The organism is Clostridium sp., from assembly GCF_026168755.1.
In the GTDB taxonomy this organism is placed as follows: domain Bacteria; phylum Bacillota; class Clostridia; order Clostridiales; family Clostridiaceae; genus Clostridium.
Genome location: NZ_JAPFDR010000016.1, coordinates 15,690 through 36,671, shown reverse-complemented (window position 1 = coordinate 36,671; position 20,982 = coordinate 15,690). Strand labels below are relative to the sequence as shown.

Genomic DNA, 20,982 nt, shown 5'->3' with positions numbered 1-20,982 from the left:
TAATCTATTTTATATTGAATATATTCTAGTGCCTAATGCAATAGAAAAAGATGACTCCTGTTTAATACAGAAATCATCTTTTAAATTAGTCTACTTTTTTAATGTCCTTGACAAAGGGGACAGTTTAGTATCTTGAACTATCTTTTTATTTTTAGATAGACTAATTTTAATACTTTATTCAAATTTGAACACTAAATCAAACTTACCTGTAGCTGTTCCTCCTTTGAAGTTTTTACCATGCTTACTTGTAAAGCTTAGCTTTACTTCTGAAGGCTCACTAATTTTTGTCGCTCTTGGTAGTGTTCCTAATAATTTTTCAGTATTCATATTATCTGTTAACCATAAAGGATTCTCTTTAGATTCTATTGCACTTTGAGTATCATCAAGTCCTGATTTGTGATACATTCCTAAAGCCATCTTTCTCATAGTTTCATCACTAGATAACTCATTCCAATCAATACCATTTGGATTTACTAATTCAAGCTCACCTGAGTCAGCTCGTTTATTAAAGGACTTAAGCGATACTTGAACTGGACTTGTATTGTTATTCTTAAGTTTAAGAACTCCTGAAACAAACGACTCTGCGTTTTTATCCTTTAAGTTAGTAACCAATTGGAATGGTATAACTGTAGGGACTGAAACATTTATAGTTCTAATAATTGTTACTTTAACATCTCTTTCACTTATATTACCATCTGAGTCTGTTGCTTTATATGTTACAGTGCTAGTTCCTTCTAGTTTAGTTGAATCCAGTTCAGTTGAATTAAGAACACCATTAACAGCCGTAACTTCTAACTTAACAGGCTTATTTAATGCATCATCTTCTTCATCTATAACAGTAACTATATCTTTAAGACGATTCACTATCTCTTCTTGAGTAAGACCAGTTAAACTGTTTAATTCTATAGTCTCTCTACCTCTGTTAACATTTATTTCAGGCTTTGCTTGAACCTGTACTGTTGATGTAACAGAAGTTGATACATCATTACTATCTGTAACTGAGTATCTAATATCATAAAGTCCAGCATATTTTGTATCTATATTGTGAGTCATCGCTATATTATTTGTTAAATCATTTCCTTCCACATCTATTGCACTTACATTTTGTTTTAAATCCTCATCATTAATATCATCACCTTTAATGAATACTTTATCTTCTGCACCGCTTATTGTTGGAGGTGCCATATAGATAGATTGCATTCCTTCTTCGGTTAATTTAAATGCTACATGTGTCATGTACTCTTCATCATCTATACCATCAGAATAATCTTCTTTTTGATTTATAATTTTTCCTTTTATAGAGAGATTCTTAGGTGTTCTATGCCATACTGTTATATAGTCTCCATATTCAAAGCTTCTATTTAAGTTATTTGCTGTTTGTGAGCTACCATGCTCATTACCTCTCATGCTTATTTTACCCTTTTCTTCATAAGTATTTCCATCATATAAAATAATCTCTATTGCTTTTTCAGTTGTTCCATATTCTATACTATACTTTTTACCTTCATATCCTTTAATAGTTCTATCATTAGTATCAATCTTAAGTTTAAATGGATGTCCTTCTCTAGAACTAGGTGCTATGATATTAGTCTTCTCTCGATCTAATAAATTATCTTGAGTATAAATAGATTCTAGACCAGATTCAGTTATTTTAAATTCTACGTTTGTATAACTATCTCCTAGTTGAGCACCATCAGAATAATCTTCTCTAGCATTTCTTACAGGACCTTGTATTCTTAATAAATCTTGATGCCATGCAAATAGTTTAATCTTATATCCATATTTAAAATCAACATTATCTAATTCTCTAAAACCAATATTATCATCATTAGCTTTATCAGAACCTATTACATGTCTAGAGATTACTTCACTGCCATGTTCATCCAGTAATATAACTTTATATTGGGTATTTGAGTTATTACCTTTTCTAAACCATACATCTTCTCCATGTGATACTCTAATTTTCATATTCTTTGTATCAAATTTCATCTTTAAGGCTACTTCTACATTTTCATGATCGCTAGGGTCACGATGTCCCATAAATTCTAGTGTATCATAATCTAATGCATTGTATAAATATACCTTTCTTTCTGCTTTAGTTTCTCTTCCCCATAAGTCTGTAACTATATAGGTAGCTTCATACTCTCCAATATGGTCTGCATTTTCTAAACCTTTTACTTCTATATTATCTCCATCTAATATATCATGGTCATCTTTTATAGTTGCACCTTTCGTAAAATCAATGTCTTTTCCATCACCTAAAAGTGCATCTAAATAATCTCCTTCAAAAGTTATAGTTGGAGCTTCATTATATACAGATTGTAATCCAAACTCTGTAGATTTAAATCTTACATTGTTGATATTGTCCATATTATTTATACCATCAGAATAAGGTTCTCTTTCATCAAGTACAGTTCCTGTGATTTTTATACCATTTTGCGCAAACTCTTTTGAAACACCCTCTATGGATATAAAATCATCAGCTTTTATATTATACTCTGCTAGATTATCCAACTCTTCATGTCTTCCATTAGCATTACCTGTCAATGTAGCTTCCTTTACAACTTCCATATACTTATTATATATTTTTATAGTTACTACTTTCTCACTTGGTTTACTTGAGTCAAGTTGTAAGTCAGATATGTTGCTTATTTTTACTGTACCATCTTCAAAACCAATATCAAATACTTTATTATTTGTAGTACTTTCTGTAGTATTTCTTTGCGAAGTAGTTGAATTATTTAAAGCATAAAATTCTATCTTATTTAAACCTAATCCTGATTTTACAACAATAGTACGTGTAACTTCTAATTTTCTTCCCCAGCTATCTTCAGCAATATATTTCATTGTATAATTACCAGGTTGATCTAAGTCTACATTTGTATCATCATATGTTATATCATAAGTAGTTATATTCTTATCATGATCATCTGTTATACTAATATCTTTAAATGGATCTAAAATTTGACCTTTGTAATAAACAAGATCATTATCATTACCTGTTATTACTGGGGCTGCATTATATACATATTCTAATCCATCTTCTTTTATAGTAAATCTTGAATTCTGTATATCGATAGTATTAGTTGTACCTTGATTATAGTTCGTTGTGTTACCTTCTGTATTACTTCCTGAGTTATCTTGTATATTACCATCTATAATCACATTTTCAGTTTCTTCATACCATATAGATAAACTATAGCCTTCTTGATAGGCAAAATTATTAATTTTACCTACAAACTCTTGACTAATAGGGTCATTTCCTTTTAATTCTATATTAGCAATGTTTGAACCTGATTCATTGTATGCACTTAATTTAAGTGATACCTCAGATGGACTTCCTGGCATAACATCAGTTTCAGAATGATTTATTACCCTTAACTTATTGGTAATTGTATCGAATCCTATTGTTAATATGTTTTTCTTATTTTCATTAGATCCTTTATTTATTTTTAATTTAAATGATTCTAATTCAGTTCTAGGTTCAACTATAACTTTTCTATCATATGTTGCTTTAACTCCACGGTTAGTTGTTACATTATATTTTACAGTATAATCACCTTCTACCATGTTGTTAAATCCATTTGGGTTAACAGTTATAGTATAGTCTTCATCATGTACATCGTCTGTCTCTGCATGTACACCATCCATGAAGTTTATCTCTTCACCTCTTTTTATGGTTACTTCACCTATTCCAGATAACATAGGAACATCAGTTTTTAGTTCCTTTAATCCATCATCAGTTATCATAAATCTAACTTCGTTATATTTTTCGGTAGTTCCAAATCCTTCATCATAATTAAAATCAGTACCAACAACTGTTCCAGTTATCTTTACACCATTCTCATCAGTCGCATTTAAACTTATAGTGTCATATATACTATAGTTTTGTTGATGGATTTTTGCTAATTCTAATCTATCATGTTCTCGATTACCATTTAAAGCAATAGAGTATTTTTCCTCACCTTTTTTACCTCTAACAGTCATTGTAAAATGACTTGTGTCGTTATTAGAAGATTTAACTGTATTAGTAGCCGTAATTGATGCTTTTTTTACAATAATCTTATCTTGTGCTGTATCAAACCCTATTGTTAATCCTATGTTTCCACTATTATCATAAACATTTATATCATTTAATTTAACTTTTGATTCAACTGATATATCAACTTCTTTTAAAGTTACTCTTCCCCAGCTATCAACAAGCATAAAGCTCAATTTATATTTACCTACTTGATCAAATGTATGGTCTTTTTCAATTGGATTTCCATCTAAATAAATGTCTATATTTTCATGTGTTAAATCACTGTTATCATCACTTACTTGAATGTTTTTTAGTAAATTAACTAAACTCCCCTTCGTTATAGTAGTATTATTTATAATAGTATCTTCTGAACTACCAGTTATTTCAGCTGCCTCATTATATACAGTTTCTAACTTATCTTCTTTAACTGTAAATCTAACATTGTTCATATAATCTGGGTCATTAATACCATCACTATAATCTTCTTGATCAACATTTACATTTCCATTTATTGTTCCTGTTATTTTTATACCATTTTGGTAATCTCTTCTATAAACTTGAATAGTATCATCAGTTTCATAGGTAATCTTATTTATCCCCTCTAATTTAGGAGAAGTACCTCTATCATTACCTGTTAGAGTAACCTTAGCTTTTGTTCCTCCTCCTTCATCCCTTATTTCTATATAAAATGCTGTATCGTCTGAATATTGTTCTGATAACTTATCAGGCTTTGGGTTATATACTTTATATTTTTTTGTAAGAGGATCAAAACCAATTTCAAAAATAGGTTCTTTAGTAGGATTTTCAGTATCACTAGGAGCACCATTAGAATTCTCACCATCAACAGCATTAATTATTTCAGAATCACTGCCTGAGTTGTTATCTGATTGACCGTCTGATTCACCATCTGGTTGACTCTCTGATTCACTATCTGAGTAAATTTTAAATCTATTGTCATAAATTCTTGGAACTACAGTTACTTTTCTTGTTGCTGTAGTTTCTCTTCCCCAGCTATCTCTTGATCTATATCCAACTTTATACTCTCCTATTTGGGTTATATCTACGTTTGTATTAACAACCTCAGGTATTCTTAGCCACTTATCTTCATCAGTTATACTAACACCTTCTAATGGTTTAAAGGCTTCTCCTAAATATGCTACTGTATCTTCTATACCATTAATCTTTGGAGCCTCATTATATACAGCTTCTAGACCTTCCGAAGTAAATCTAAATATTGTATTTCGCATATCTATTTCTTCTTCAAATCCATCACTATAATCTTCTTTTTGACCTTTTACATTTCCATATATTGCAAATCTTTTTGGATCCATATGTTGTAAAAATAAATAGTCTCCATTTTTATACACAAAATTATGAAAGTTCTCCCCAATAGTATTACCATTAACACTTCCGTTATAAGTATGCTCTTTCTTAACATTTCCATGTTTATCATATATAGCTATTTTGGCAACATTCTTAGCACCCTTTTCATACCACATAGAATAGCTAGTTTTTTTAATCGTTTTTATTTTTCCTCCATCTTCGACGTCATGTCCTGGTTCAATGGAATATTGGAAAACATATCCTTCTGGTGCAATTGCTGCAAATATATTTTTTCGATTACCTGTTGGTTTTACTTTTTCAGTATATATCGATTTTAATCCACTACGAGTTATTTCAAATTGTGCATTTGTTAAGTTCATAGGGATATCAAATCCATCAGTATAATCTTCCCTTGCATCTATAACTTTACCATCTATTTCAAGTCTATGTGGATGCCATGCAAATAGTTCAAACTTATCACCATATTCAAAAGTTAAATCATTTAATGGTATAAATCTTTCTGAAGTCCCTCTATCAGTACCTCTAATACTATTAATACTATCATCACCTTCCGGCAATTTATTACTTCCACCTTTGGCAATTAACTTGATTCCATAATACTTTGTTCCCTGACCTATTGCCTCGTTAAAAGGTTTATCTACTTGGTCAAGTTTAATTTTCATATTTTCTGTATCAAAAGTAATAGTCACTATATCCTCGTGAGTATCTAAATCTGGCCCACCTTGAAGTCTAATTTTATTTTTTAGCATACCTTCGTTTATAGTAAGCTTTGTTGTTTCTGTAGTTTTTCTACCCCAACTGTCTTCTACTGTGTATTTGATAGTATTTTCACCTATCCTTAACTTATCTTCATCATTTACATTATCTAAAGGTTCATCATTACTATCAGTAATTTTTATTTTACTATTGGCAATATCACCATCGGTATAATCTGACACAGTAATCCCCTCTAAATAGTTAATTGGATCTCCTGCATAAGCTTCTAGTTCTTTTATACCATGTATAATCGGTGCTTCATTATATATATGTCGTAAACCAGTTTCAGTTATTTTGAATCTTACGTTTATCATCTGGTCTCTATCATCTATACCATCAGTGTAATCTTCTTTATTAGCACTTATATTGCCTATCATGTTTCCTTTAATCATAATTCTTTTAGGATTATCACTCCAAAGACTAAAGTAATATCCATCTTGTACGTCGAATTCTAGTATTTTATTTAATTCATTAATATCTTGTACTTGAGACTCATTTAACTCAATTTTATGAATTTCTTCTGAGTTTTTATTAAATACAGTAAGTCCAAATACTTTATCATTAGTAACTGTACCGTTATTACCTGTATCATCAGTGATTGTACCATCATTACCTGTTGCTACTGTAGTTGCAGTATCTGTTTTATGAACATCAAATCTATTTCTCATAGGGTTATATATTAATGAGAATATCTTTTGATTATTAGCACCATAGAATTCAATATCATTAGATACTGAGTTAGATACTACATGCATATTTACATCTTTAGATGTTGTTCTTCCCCATGAATCTGATACTTCATAGTGTACTTTATATGTTCCTACTGTATTTTTATCTACTTCATCTAGTCCTGTTTCTATTAGCTTATTTGTTATTGTTCCATCAATCTCATCAGTTGCAGTAGCAACATTTTCTAAATCAATGTCACTACCTTTAAGTATATAAAAATCAGTATCTATATTGATTTCAGGTGCAGCATTATATATCTTCTCTAAACCAGAAGATTCATTTATTTTAAAACGAGTATTAATCATATGTTCATCATCTTCAAATGTATAAGTGGTATTTCCATTTAGTTTAACCTCTATACCATCTCGAGTATTATAACTCCATAATGAAATATACTCGTCATCTGCAAATGGTAATTCTTCAAACTTACTTACAAATTTCTTATTTTTTAAATCATCTGCTGTTATAATAACTTCCTGTACTTTTGTGAAATCACCATTAGTCTTAGTAGTATTTTTAGTGTATATAGTCATCTTAAACACATTACCACTTACATCTTCAGGTAAATTATTCAAATTAATGTCTCTTACAATGTATTTCTTAGTAATTGAGTCAAAACCTAACGAGAATATAACTCCATTCTTACCTTTTACATTTATTTTATTTGCTTCTAGAGCAGTTTTATCAGTAACAGTTATATTTCTATTTTTTATAGTTGTTCTTCCCCAACTATCAGTCAGTCTATACTCAACACTCTTAGTTCCTATTGTACTTGTGTCAATATTTTTATAGATAAGTTTGGCTTTTAATTTTTCATCATCACTAACATTGTCATCACTATCATGGTCATCCCTTACAGTTACACCCTGTAGATAATCGACTTTATCTCCTCTTTTAACTGTCATTTCTTCAAAGTTAATCTCAGGAGCTTTATTGTAAACAGCCTCTAGACCCTCTGACAGTATTTTAAATCTAACATTGTCCATGTAGTCAGGATTATCAATACCATCCTCATAACTTTCCGGTATACCATTACTTATATCTACATTTTGATTATTGTCTACATTTTCATTTTCTACATTTATAGGTTCTGTATTCTCAGGTTGCGTATTTCCAGATTCTTTATTCCCAGCTCCTGAGTCCCCAGACCCTGAATCCCCAGACCCTGAATTTTCAGGTTTTGTATTAGCTATTTCTCCAGTAATCTTAATTCCATTTTTATGATCTTCTGACCATAATTCTATATAGTCTCCTTCTTCGTACTTAAACCCATTTATCTTAGATAATAACCTTTGATTTATCGTGTCTTTACCTTTTATGTTTACTGTTTTTTTCAACATTCCATTTTCAGAAAATACTCTAAACTTAAATACAATATTATCTGTAGTAGTATCTAATTGAGTTTCATTTGGACTAGTAACAATATATTTTTTAGATACAGAGTCAAATCCAATTTTAAATGCTAAATCGTTTTGCTTATTGTAAACTTCAATAAACTTACTTTCTATTGGATTTGTACCTGATACAATTACAGTTCTTTTTGCTGTTCCTGAAAGTCCCCAAGAGTCTGTAGCTGTATAAACTACCGTATGATTTCCAAGTATAGATGTATCAACTTTAGTATGTTCTACAGATACTTTACCTGATTTTATAGTATCATCTGTAAATTTATCCTTATCATCATCAATTATAACACCATTCCAGTAGTTTATTTCACCACCTCTTGGTACAGTAATTTCTGGTAAATTAGTTATTACTGGAGCTGTATTTTTTATGCTTTTTAAACCAGTTGGTGTTATTTCAAACCTGTGATTAATAAGTTTTTCTTCATCAACACCATTCGAATAATCAAGAACATTATTAACAGTACTGTTTTCAACATTTTCAGTAGTAGTATCTTCAATAGGTCCATCTATTTTTAGCTTTTCACTTGATTCTTTATGCCAAATGTATATGTGGTCACCAATTATATACTTTAAGTTGTTTAACGCTTTTAACTTATCAGAGTTACTTTTATCTTTACCTAATAAAGTTACTGACCTTTTCAAGTTCATCTCTTTATCATATAGTTCAAACTTAAAGTACTCTCCATCTACCTGGTTATTCATAACCCTACTATCTACGTCTGTAACCTTAATCGATGATGATGGAATGTCAAACTTTAGCTTAAATCTTGTATCTTCTCCTCCTGCGTAAGTTATACCACCTACAGTAATAAGAACATTTTTTAAGCTAGAAGCTGAAGAATTTTTATTTAATGACCATTTTTTGCTATTATCATTTAACTTAATTCCTGATATAGTTCTACTTCCAGAAGTTGTTCTTCCCCAACTATCTGTAACTATATATGTTACTTCTGTTACAAGCTCATCAATTTCTTTTAATTTAACTTCTATACTAGAAGTGTCTATTTCTTTGTCATGGTCATCTGTTACTGTTATTCCTTCAAAGATATCTATATTTTTATCTTTCACATCTTTAAGATCTGTAAGACCATGTATAACTGGTGCTTCATTGTATACAGTTTTAAGACCTTCCCCTGTTATTTCAAATCTTACGTTTTGAATATAATCTAGATCATCAACTCCATCAGAATAATCTTCTTTTTCTTTGTTTATATTCCCTTGTATATCACCTAATATTTTTAATCCATTCTTAGGATCAAGAGAACTTATTTTTATAGAATCACCAATTTCATACTTAGTTTCTTTAAGTATATTTAGTTTTTCAGAATTACCTGTATCGCTACCAAGAAGCTCTATATTTAATTTTTCTTTGTTTTCTTTATCGTATATATTAATTTTATAGATTATAGTATTTAGATTTTCTTTTGATAATTGTTTTTCAGATTGATTGCTTACAATAAATTGGCTTTCTTCCTCGTCAAAACTAATTGAAAATCCCAATTCTTCTTCATTATTTACTACTTTCTCTTCATTTAATATATACATATTAAACATGTAATCTTTTAATACTGTTTTATTCTCTGTTTCTTCTAAGGTAGGTTCTTGTGAAGTATTTTCTTTACTTTCTATTTCTTCTAAGGCAAGGTCTTCTGAAGTATTTTTTTTGTTTTCTGTTTCTTCTAAAGTAGATTCTTCTGAAACAGTTTCTTTGTTTTCATCTTTTTCTGAATTAGATTCTGTACCTTCTTCTTTTATTTCTGATGATATAACATTAGTAGTAGCATTAGGCAATGCATATACTGGAACATAGTCTGTTAACATAGCAATCAAACAAATGTAAGAAATTATTTTTCTTTTCATAAGAATTTTATATCCTCCTTTCATGATTTTTTATTTTTTGGCATATCAAATATTATAGAAGCTTTAATATGCCAAATTAAAATTCTTAGTACGTTTGATTTAAATTAAATTAAATTAAAATTATATTTATGTTAACCTCTCTGAAAATTCTTTACCCCAATCATTGGTGTATTCATTTCTCGTTATATTTTAACTTAATTAAATTATATTTGTCTTTTTTTATCGTTAAATGTCGGTTTTTATTTTTGAATTGCTAATATAGTTTTATATTATAATAATTTGCTATCAAAACTAATTTATAAGGTAAGTTTCTGTTAACAAAAACAAACTTAAATAACATAATAGCAGATACTGTAACCTATAGGAAGTAATAGATTATTAAAAATATAATGGTCAAACCTTAATATTTTAAGGTTTGACCATTATAATATTGCCTTAGGATATAGCTTGTTTATTATTTTAGTAGGAACTTTATTTATTTCACATGTAAATTTATTTAATTTCTCTCATATTATCACTCATACCAACCTTATACAGGTTTATTTTTTTCTTTATTCCAAAAATGTTTAATATCATAAATAATAAACTTAGTAATGCTACTGAAGCTAACATTACTATACTTGAGTTATCCCCTGTCTTTGGAAGCTCTTTTATAGGCTTATGATTATCAAAGTTTATACTATCATTATTTACATTATTGTTAGTTATATTATCATTTATAATATCATCTTTATTCACATTGTTACTTATATTATTATCTGTATTGTTATCTACATTATTATTAGTATTGTTATCTGTGTTATTATCTACATCACTATTTGTGTTGTCATCATTAGAATCTTCAATATTATTTTCAGCAAATTCTCTAAGTTTATCAGCGATGTTTACATACTCATCTTTAACTTTTAATACTATGTGAATTTCTTCTTTTAAATTGCTAAATTCAGATACTTTAAAAGTATTAGAATTACTTTCTTTTAATATTGAAATTTTTACAAATGTATATCCATTCTTATTTTCTAAACTATTTACTTTTATATTGAGATTCTTTATATCAGATAATAAACTATCAACATTATCATTACTAATGTTATTAAATTCTATTTCTACTGGATCATCTATAATTCCTGTACCAGAAATTAAACTTACTAAATTATTAGTTATAGCTTCAGCTATTACAGGAGGTAATAAAGATTCTAATTCTTCAGTTGGAGGTATAACTTCATTATCTTTTTCAACCACTACTATTCTCTGCATCTCTGTAGTATTTCCATCACTATCTGTTACTTTATAAAGTAATATATGTGAACCTTCTTCATTTATATCAATAGCTCCTGTTATTACTAAATCTTTTGTTATATCACCATCTTCTTCATCAGATGCAGTTACTCCTGATAATAAATCTAATTCTTCTCCTTGTTTTATAACTATTTCATCAAGGCCTTTTATTACTGGAAGTTGGTTAGTTACTGTTATAACTCTAGTTACTGTAGTAGAATTTCCATCACTATCTGTTACTGTATAAGTTATTGTAGAGTCTTTATTAGTACCTGGAGATGGTTTTTCTATTTTTCCTATAACTTCAGGTTTTAAATCATTATCCTTATCGTCTGTTACTATTATCCCATTAAGTAAATCAAAATTATCTACATCGCCTATTTTAATTGTAATATCTTTTGCTCCTTTTATTATTGGAGATGCATTTTTTATTACATATATTGTTCTATTCATAATAGTTTTGTTTCCATCACTATCAGTTACTTCATAGGATACTTCATGTTTTCCTACAGGTAGAGATTCTAAATCAATATTTGGAAATACTATTTTTTCTGTTATATCACCATCTTCAAAATCCCATGCTTCAACACCTTCTGTTAAATCTATAGTATTTCCTTCTCTTATAATTATTTCTCTTAAATTTTTTATAACAGGTGCATAATTAGTAGATATATTAGTTGACTGTGGATTAAACAAATCAACAACTATTGACTCTGCTCCACAGATTGTGTTAAGTCTATATCCTTCTCTTATTAATTTATCACTTAAATATATATCTCCTACAAATATTTTACTTTTAATATAATTACCTTCTATTAAAGTTTCATTATCAGCGACTTCAACATCGAATGCAAAAGTTCCATATAAATGTTCTACATTAATCTTAGCCCCATTTTTTATTTTAATTTCACCTTCAGCGTATAATTCTCTTACTTCTTCTAAATCTTCTTTAATATTTAGTTCAGCCTCTGCATAAACACCCAACTTTTTTATATTATTAATCTTATTTATCATTGATAAACCTACTATATCTACAACGGATTGATCTTTAACATTTTTCCCATCTACTATCCCTTCTATATTAACTCCATATAAATATAATGATGATGATTCAATTCTATGTATAGCATATTTTTTAAATATAATTTTTTTCAAACTTAAGTTTACCATTATCTTTTTGTTTTTTAATAACTATTAATTTGTCAGGCATATATACATCATCATGTATAATTACTTCACCAGTAACATATATAACTCCATCATATGCAACTAAATCAAAAGCTTCACTAAAAGTTTTAACAGGATCATTTTCGGATGCTCCTGAACCTGATGATTCTTTAGAGGCATCTAAATATACTGAATATAAACTATTACTTTTAACATTTCTATCTATGATTTCCTTAGCTTGTACTATGTTTTCAAATCACTCTCATCAACATTTTTTATTTCTTCAGCAAATACATTTATCTTAACGTGTCCACTACTTTATGCTAACAACATAAGAATTTTTTGGCCATAGGATTATATATCAATGGATTGCTATAAATATTATCCTTTTAAAATCACATACTATATTTAAATAGATAATATTTTTTTAGAAAAGGTGAACTTATGACAGAAACAGAAAAAGCTTATATTGCTGGAATTATTGATGGTGAAGGAAGTATTATGCTACAAAAAATACATAAAAATGAACATCCTGCTCCCTGCATTTCAATTGCTTCAACTACTTTAGAATTACTTGAATGGATTAAGAAAGTTATAGGAAAAGGTACTATCACTAAAAAGAAAAATTACAATTCAGACATACATAAAGATTGCTACAGTTATGTTTTAAGAAGAAATGATGCTATTTCTTTATTGATAGATATACAACCTTATCTAGTAATTAATATTAAGAAAAAAAGAGCTGAATTAATTATAAGAAAATATAAATCTCTTACATCTAGAAATGGAAGATACACTGAAGAGATGTTAATTGAGAAACGAGCATTTTTTAATGAATTTATGAATATAAAGTGAAAACCCATGATAGTTTATCATGGGTTTCATGGTGGAGGCGAGGGGTCATGTGCATCCATTATTTCTATATGGCACTGACTATATCTTCTACTATTATCAAAATAGCAGCCTGGCATATTATAGAAGCTCAGTATAGTTTATGTCTTCTATCCTAGTATTCCATAGTTTTCACTTTAGGAACCTATAAGTCGATACGAGGCTGTTGAATTTCTTCACATACCTCTCGGTATTGCCATCAGCATACTCTGTTACGGTTTCACCGATAAAGCCAAGTTATCACTTAAACATCACTGCTTAAGGCGACTTTCTTTCAAAATCGAACCCCTGTCCGAAAGCAGACCAGCCTGACTTTCTACGAGCGTAGTTTGTGACTAAAATTTCGGTCCTTAGTTCGCTCACAAACAAACTCCTAATTCCCTAGCTTCATAAATACCCCTCTATCTCAAAGCTTTGCTAGACTTCGTTCCCTACTTTAATGACACCAGCTACCCAAGACGTAGGCATCCTGGACTGATGAGCAATCTATATTAAGCTGCTAATGCAAAATTGTCTTCTGCGTTTATATTTAGTGCATAGCTTATTAACGAGTCGTCCATGCTTTACTCGGCCCGCTTATCAAACCCATCTTACCCCCGTCGAAGCCAAAACGCCCCCATGTTAGCTTAATAGGTCATAAACGCTTTTACCTATTCAATTTTCAATTGATGTTTAACATCGTGACTTTATTATAAAACATACAGTTTCAACTGTCAACTTAACTCCGCTATTAAAACCTTGGTAAACTATTAATATTATTCTTTTAAAAGAAATTTTACTCTTATATTAAACAATCTTTCTAAATAAACCATAAATTTTTATGTAATTTTAAATTAATAATATCTATGATATTTACTTTAAAACAAAAACTATTGAAATCATCTTGGAAAGATGTTATTATAAACAAGCAGTTGGTACGTTAAAGTGCTAATTACCTGTAGAGTCTAGTTTGTCCTTCGCCGGATGCTAGACTCTACTTTATTTTTAAGATAAAAATTTAAAAGTTATCCACACAAACTAAAGAATAATCCACACTTTAATCCACATTTTTTCCAAATACTTGTTTATAAGTGCATAACTTAATTTTCATTAGGCAAAATAATTATAAATTCTGAGCCTTTATTAATTTCACTGAAAACTTTTATTTTTCCACCATGTGAATTTGCGATAGATTTAGATATTGTAAGTCCCACACCCATTCCTTTTTCATTAGCCCCTCTGGATTTATCTACTCTATAAAAACGTTCAAATATATTTTTAAGTTCACTTTCAGGTATACCAATTCCACTATCTTTAATACTTATATTAACATTGTTATCTTTCATAAAAGCTTTAACATATATTTCACTATTTCCATTATTATATTTAATAGCATTAGATAATATATTTATAATTACTTGTGCAAACTTCTCTTTATCAATTAACACCTCTAAATCTTCTAATTGATATTTAATTACTATATCCTTTTCAAGTGCTTTCCCTTCATAATTATAAGCAATAGTTTTTATATAACTTCTTAAATTAACTATTTCTTTATTTAAATTATTTTTTCCAGTATCAAATTTAGCTAACTTTCTTAAGTCATCAACAAGATTTGCAATTCTTGTTACTTCTTCATTTATACTATTAAGTCTTTCATTAGTAGGTTCCCAAATTCCAGCAATAATTGTATCCAAATGTCCCTTTATACTTGTAAGTGGTGTTCTAAGCTCATGGGCTATATCAGCAGTTAGTTGTTTTCTTAAATTTTCCTGTTCATTTAATTCATTAGATAATTTATTTATAGAGTTTATTAGATCATCAATTTCACTTATATTACTCTTATAAGTTACTTCCTTTTTATAATTCCCCTCACCTATAAATTTCGTCATCTTTGAAACCTTAGAAATTGGATTAGCTATTGATTTAGATATTATTATTGAAATTATTATAATACTACCTATAGAAATAACACCTATTACAGCTATAATTTTATTAGCAGCATTAAAAAATTGAACATCATTTTCCATATAATAAGTAGAAGCATAATGACCTATATAAGCATATCCAACTAAATTTCCACTAATATCTCTAATATCAACTTTAAACTCCTCAAAATAGCTATTCCATTTCTTTTCTATACTCTGCATATTTTTACTTACTTCATTTAAAGTATTATCTGATAATACCTTCTCATCTTCAAATACACTCCATACTTTATTAGTATTTTCATCATATATTTCAATTGCAATTCCTTTTCTTATAGAGTCTACTCCTAAATTTTCTATAAGTTCAATATGCCAATTACCATTTAAATATATACTCTTTAAATCAAATTCAATTAAATGATTTATTTCTGCTTTATTACTATCATCAACATATTTTGCAAAAGAATTTTTAAAATTTGTATTTACAAAAAATCTTATAGCTATAATTGTTACAATCATGATAAAAGTGAAAGATATTATAAGTTTACTATTTATTGATTTTAATTTATTTCTATAATCCAAATCTATATCCTACCCCATATACTGTTTGAATTATTCTAGGACTTCGTGAATCAACTTCTATCTTTTGACGTAAATTCTTTATATGACTATCTATAGCTCTATCACCTTTTTCATAATATCCTTCAATAGTACTTTCTAACAATTTCTCTCTTGAATATATCTTCTTAGGATTATTTATTAATGTAAGTAATATTTTATACTCTGTATTAGTTAAAATTACTTCTTCACCTCTAACCTTAACTTCATGAATTGCAGTATTTACTTCTAATTCTTCACCATAACTTATTATTTCCTTATCATAAGAACCACTACTTCTCTTTAAAATAGCTTTAACTCTTAATACTAATTCATTTATATTAAAAGGCTTGCAAATATAATCATCACAACCTAGCTTAAAGCCATCTATCCTATCTTCATCTTCTATTCTAGCAGTTAGCATAATTATAGGAACTTCCGACTTTTTTCTTATATATTCACATATTTCCTCTCCACTTATATATGGAATCATTCTATCTAATATTATTAAGTCATATTTTTTTGAATTTATCTTATCTATAGCACTATTTCCATCATAAGCAACTTCTGTATAATAACCTTCACTATCTAAGAATGCTTTTATAAATTCACATATTTTCTTTTCATCATCAACTATTAATATGTTAATCATAGTAACCTCCAAAAAAATTTTTCTCTTTAATATTATAACCTTGCTTCTTATAATATTTAAAGTTTTAATATTTAGATATAAATATCTAATAAAAAGTTTTTAATAAACTTTTAAAATTATTTTCACTTTTTGTGTTGAAATGAAAAAAATTTTATGGTATATTGTAAACATATTCACGAAAATTTTTTTCACTTTTATTGCAATCATGAAAATAATTTTATAAAATAAGGGAGGATATTATGTTTAAACAGCTTCAAAAAATCGGAAAATCATTTATGTTACCAATTGCAATATTGCCTGCAGCTGGTTTATTATTAGGAATTGGTGGAGCACTATCAAATCCTAACACTATACAAGCTTATCCATTCTTAGATATTTCTTGGTTACAAGGTATATTTAAAATAATGTCGTCTGCTGGAGACGTAGTATTTAGTAATCTAGCACTTATCATGTGTATAGGTCTTTCAGTTGGTCTTGCAAAAAAAGATAAAGGTACTGCCGCACTGGCTGGTGCTGTTTCATTTCTTGTAATGAACGCCTCTATTAAAGGAATGATTAGCGCTTTCAATCCTGCAGTTGAATCAATCGATACAGGTGTTGTTGGTTCTATAGTTATAGGTTCATTAGTTGCATACTTACATAATAAATATCACAACATTCAATTGCCTGCAGTACTAGGATTCTTTGGTGGATCAAGATTTGTTCCAATAGTTTCTTCATTTTCAGCTATTGGTGTTGCTGCAATATTTTTCTTAATCTGGCCTACTTTCCAAGGTTGGTTAGTTAATGCCGGAAATGCTATTGCTAACTTAGGTCCTATAGGAACTTTCCTTTACGGATTCTTATTAAGATTAACTGGTGCCGTTGGATTGCATCACATGATTTACCCATTATTCTGGTATACAGAACTAGGTGGAGTTGCTCAAGTTGCTGGCCAAACTGTAATTGGTGCACAAAATATATTCTTTGCTGAATTAGCTGACCCAAATCACGTAGGTTTATTTACAGAAGGTACTAGATTTTTTGCTGGACGTTTTGTAACAATGATGTTTGGTCTACCTGCTGCTTGCTTAGCAATGTATCACTGTGTTCAAAAAAATAAGAAAAAAACTGTTGCTGGTTTATTCTTAGGTGCTGCAATTACATCATTTATAACTGGTATTACAGAACCAATTGAATTCATGTTCTTATTCGTAGCTCCTTGGCTATATGTAGTACATGCTTTCTTTGATGGATTAGCCTTCTTATTAACAGATATATTGAATGTATCAATTGGAAATACATTCTCTGGTGGGTTAATTGATTTCTCACTATTTGGTATATTACAAGGTAACGAAAAAACAAACTGGATTTATGTAATATTAATAGGTATTGTATGGGCTATATTATACTATGTAACATTTAGAGTCTTAATCACTAAATTCAATGTTCCTACTCCAGGTAGAGAAGATAACAATGAAGAAGTTAAAGTTATTACTAAAGATTCTATGAGTGAAATTGCTGCTGAAATCTTAGCTGCACTAGGTGGAAAAGAAAACTTAGATGATGTTGATGCTTGTATTACAAGATTAAGAGTCGCTGTTAAGGATGTAAGCAAAGTAGATAAAGATAAGATAAAAGCTCTAGGGGCTACTGCTGTCCTTGAAGTTAAAGGTGGAATTCAAGCTATATTTGGAGCAAAAGCAGATCCTCTAAAACAAAAAATTAATGAAATAATCGATAAAGAATAGTTTATAAGGAGTGAAAGTAATGAATAAAGGATTAATTGTATCATGTCAAGCACTACCAAATGAACCACTACATAGCTCCTTCATAATGGGTAAAATGGCTTTAGCTGCTAAGGAAGGTGGCGCAATTGGTATACGTGCTAACACTGTAGATGATATTAAAGAAATAAAAGCAGAGGTTGATTTACCTATAATTGGAATAATAAAACAGGATTATGATAATATGATTCCATATATTACTCCTACAATGAAGGAAGTTGATGCATTAGTTGAAGAAGGTATAGATGTAGTAGCTTTAGATGCAACTATAAATCAAGATGAAGACTTCCTTAAGGAGGTTATCTCTAAGTATCCTAATCAAAAGTTTATGGCTGATATTTCAACAGTTGAAGAAGGTTTAAGAGCTGAAAAATTGGGATTCCACTTTGTAGGAACAACATTAATTGGCTATACTAAACAATCTAAGGGTTTGAATAACTTCCAAGTTCTTTCTACACTAATTGAAAAGTGTAAAGTTCCAGTTATAGCTGAAGGTAATTTTGATACTCCTGAAAAAGCTAGAAAAGCTTTAGAAATGGGAGCTTATTCAGTTGTAGTTGGTAGCGCTATTACTAGACCTCAACTTATAACAAAAAAATTCAGCGAAGAAGTTCAAAAAGCATTATAAGATATTTATATATAAGAGATGGAGACTATTATGACTCTATCTCTTATTTTATAAAAAAAAGAATTATGGTATTATTAAATATATCATTTTACTATGGAGGGCTTTAATTGAATATTATATGCGAGATACAACAAAAATATAATAACTTTTCGGATAAAGAAAAATCTATTGCTAATTATATCTTACATCAACCTGATATGATTAAAAATATAAACATAATAGAGTTAGCTAAAATAACAGGAACTTCTAGTTCTACTATTACCAGATTCTCAAAAAAAATTGGCTGCGATAGCTTTGTTGAAATGAAAATGCAAATTAATTTAATCACTAATGATAACAAATCTATCGATAGCGCTAGTATTTTTTCAAGCGTATATAACCATTATAATGAAGTAATTGAAAGAACAAATTCACTTATAGATAAATCTGCTATACTTAATATAGTTGAAGAAATTAAAAAGGCCAATAAAATCTATCTATATGGAGTTGGTAGTTCTGGTTTAACAGCTACTGAAATGATGCAAAGATTAATAAGAATGGGGTTTAACGTACATTGTATTTCAGATTCTCATATGATGATTATTAATAGCTCAATAACATCTCCTGAAGATCTTGTTATAGGATTCTCTATATCAGGTGAAACAAAAGAGCTTGTAAATGCCTTAAAGGTTTCTAAAAAAAATGGATCTAAAATTGCTTGTATAACAAGCTTTGATGAAAGTTTAATAACAGCTTATTCAGATATAATATTAAAAGTTTATAACACTCGTTTTATAGGTAGACATAAATTTATAAACTCTCAATTCTCAACTATGTATCTTGTCGATTTAATATCTACTGTATTATTAGAAGATAAAACCTTAGAAGAAAAAATGCAAATAACTATAGATGCCATAATAAATTCATAAAAGGGATGAGTTTTACATCATCCCTTTTACTAATATTATATTCCTAAAAGTAATTTTGCAAAACCAAAGTAAACTACTAATGCAAAAGCATCTACTATTGTGGTAATAAGTGGACTTGCCATTATTGCAGGATCTAAATTTAGCTTCTTTGATATTATAGGTAAAACTCCACCTACAATCTTTGCTAATACTACAGTCAAGAATAAGCTTGCACATACTGTAAGAGAAATCATAAGATCTGCACTATTAAAGAAATATAATCTTAAAAAGTTTACTATCGCTAAAACAGTCGCAACTACAATACTCACTCTAAATTCCTTAAATATTACTTTTAAAAAGTCCTTTGTAGTAATTTCCCCAAGTGCTAATCCTCTTATAACTAATGTAGATGATTGTGATCCTGAGTTACCACCAGTATCCATTAACATAGGAATAAATGATGCTAATATTACTACAGATTGAAGAACATCTTCAAATCCTTGAATTATTGATCCTGTAACAGTAGCAGATACCATTAATACTAAAAGCCATACTATTCTTTTTTTAGCTAATGTCAAAACTGGAGTTTTTAAATATGGTTCTTCACTTGGCTCCATTGCAGCCATTTTTTGAAAATCTTCTGTGATTAATTCAATTATCTTTTGTTGAGATTCTTTATCTAAATATGAAAAAACTTCTGCTGATGTATCTTTAGTTAATAATCTAAATACTACTACTAAAGATTTATAATCTAACTCTTCCATGCTCTTTGCAATATCAACAGTATTCATTCTTTGTAATACTTGACTTAATTCACTAATAGTATTATGTTTAATTACTCTTAATAATTCTTGTGCCATAATTTCCTCCTTTAGAGTTCATATACACACAAATTAATCCATAAGAATTATTGAAAGCAAACTCATTTGTTATATATATGAACTACTTATCCTATTAAATATCTTTATTTCATTATTTTCTAGGGGTATATCATCCATATAAATCACGCTCCTCAATCAGTCTACATTTTCATTATATAAAATAATTGTGGAGAAATTATGAGTTTGTTTATTTACTGTATTTAAGAACAAAA

At 28.8% G+C, this 20,982-nt stretch carries 10 protein-coding genes, 1 other RNA gene and 1 pseudogene; 5 read left to right on the top strand and 7 right to left on the bottom strand.

The window, feature by feature from the left end; translation table 11 throughout:
• Positions 1–174 precede the first annotated feature (174 nt).
• Together Q0Y03_RS08000 and Q0Y03_RS07995 are read right to left on the bottom strand one after the other, a co-directional pair.
• Positions 175–10,116 (bottom strand): immunoglobulin-like domain-containing protein, encoded by a 9,942-nt coding sequence (locus Q0Y03_RS08000; protein ID WP_297713311.1) that lies wholly within the window; start codon positions 10,114–10,116, stop codon positions 175–177.
• A 492-nt stretch (positions 10,117–10,608) separates the two neighbouring features.
• Positions 10,609–12,549: an immunoglobulin-like domain-containing protein gene (locus Q0Y03_RS07995; protein WP_297713310.1), complete on the bottom strand. Its 1,941-nt coding sequence runs from the start codon at positions 12,547–12,549 to the stop codon at positions 10,609–10,611.
• A gap of 44 nt (positions 12,550–12,593) precedes the next feature.
• Here Q0Y03_RS07995 and Q0Y03_RS07990 point away from each other — a divergent pair, with 44 nt between their 5' ends.
• Both Q0Y03_RS07990 and Q0Y03_RS07985 read left to right on the top strand, forming a co-directional pair.
• Positions 12,594–12,866 (top strand): hypothetical protein, encoded by a 273-nt coding sequence (locus Q0Y03_RS07990; RefSeq protein ID WP_297713309.1) that lies wholly within the window; start codon positions 12,594–12,596, stop codon positions 12,864–12,866.
• A gap of 139 nt (positions 12,867–13,005) precedes the next feature.
• A complete protein-coding gene (locus tag Q0Y03_RS07985) occupies positions 13,006–13,416 on the top strand; it encodes a hypothetical protein (RefSeq protein ID WP_297713308.1) in 411 nt (136 codons plus the stop codon).
• A 312-nt stretch (positions 13,417–13,728) separates the two neighbouring features.
• Here the strand turns inward: Q0Y03_RS07985 and ssrA are convergent.
• From ssrA to Q0Y03_RS07970, 3 genes are all read right to left on the bottom strand, one after another.
• Positions 13,729–14,062, bottom strand: a transfer-messenger RNA (tmRNA) gene (gene ssrA, locus Q0Y03_RS07980).
• 469 nt (positions 14,063–14,531) lie between these two features.
• Complete coding sequence (locus Q0Y03_RS07975) at positions 14,532–15,941, bottom strand: HAMP domain-containing sensor histidine kinase (RefSeq protein WP_297713307.1); 1,410 nt, start codon at positions 15,939–15,941, stop codon at positions 14,532–14,534.
• Complete coding sequence (locus Q0Y03_RS07970; protein ID WP_297713306.1) at positions 15,931–16,608, bottom strand: response regulator transcription factor; 678 nt, start codon at positions 16,606–16,608, stop codon at positions 15,931–15,933. The genes Q0Y03_RS07975 and Q0Y03_RS07970 overlap by 11 nt, the downstream gene beginning before the upstream one ends.
• Positions 16,609–16,847: 239 nt before the next feature.
• Between Q0Y03_RS07970 and Q0Y03_RS07965 the strand changes: the two genes are divergently transcribed.
• The 3 genes from Q0Y03_RS07965 to Q0Y03_RS07955 all read left to right on the top strand — a co-directional run bounded on the left by Q0Y03_RS07965 (position 16,848) and on the right by Q0Y03_RS07955 (position 19,910).
• Positions 16,848–18,338 (top strand): PTS transporter subunit EIIC, encoded by a 1,491-nt coding sequence (locus Q0Y03_RS07965; RefSeq protein ID WP_297713305.1) that lies wholly within the window; start codon positions 16,848–16,850, stop codon positions 18,336–18,338.
• A gap of 19 nt (positions 18,339–18,357) precedes the next feature.
• Complete coding sequence (locus Q0Y03_RS07960; protein WP_297713304.1) at positions 18,358–19,002, top strand: N-acetylmannosamine-6-phosphate 2-epimerase; 645 nt, start codon at positions 18,358–18,360, stop codon at positions 19,000–19,002.
• 107 nt (positions 19,003–19,109) lie between these two features.
• Positions 19,110–19,910, top strand: a complete 801-nt coding sequence (locus tag Q0Y03_RS07955; RefSeq protein WP_297713303.1) for a MurR/RpiR family transcriptional regulator — start codon at positions 19,110–19,112, stop codon at positions 19,908–19,910.
• A 35-nt stretch (positions 19,911–19,945) separates the two neighbouring features.
• On the opposite strand, the gene mgtE is transcribed toward Q0Y03_RS07955, so the two are convergent.
• Together mgtE and Q0Y03_RS07945 are read right to left on the bottom strand one after the other, a co-directional pair.
• On the bottom strand, positions 19,946–20,536 hold the full coding sequence (mgtE, locus tag Q0Y03_RS07950) for a magnesium transporter (RefSeq protein ID WP_297713328.1): 591 nt from the start codon (positions 20,534–20,536) through the stop codon (positions 19,946–19,948).
• Positions 20,537–20,539: 3 nt separating this feature from the next.
• A pseudogene (locus Q0Y03_RS07945) lies at positions 20,540–20,680 on the bottom strand (magnesium transporter); the annotation flags it as partial.
• Between the last annotated feature and the right edge of the window lie 302 nt (positions 20,681–20,982).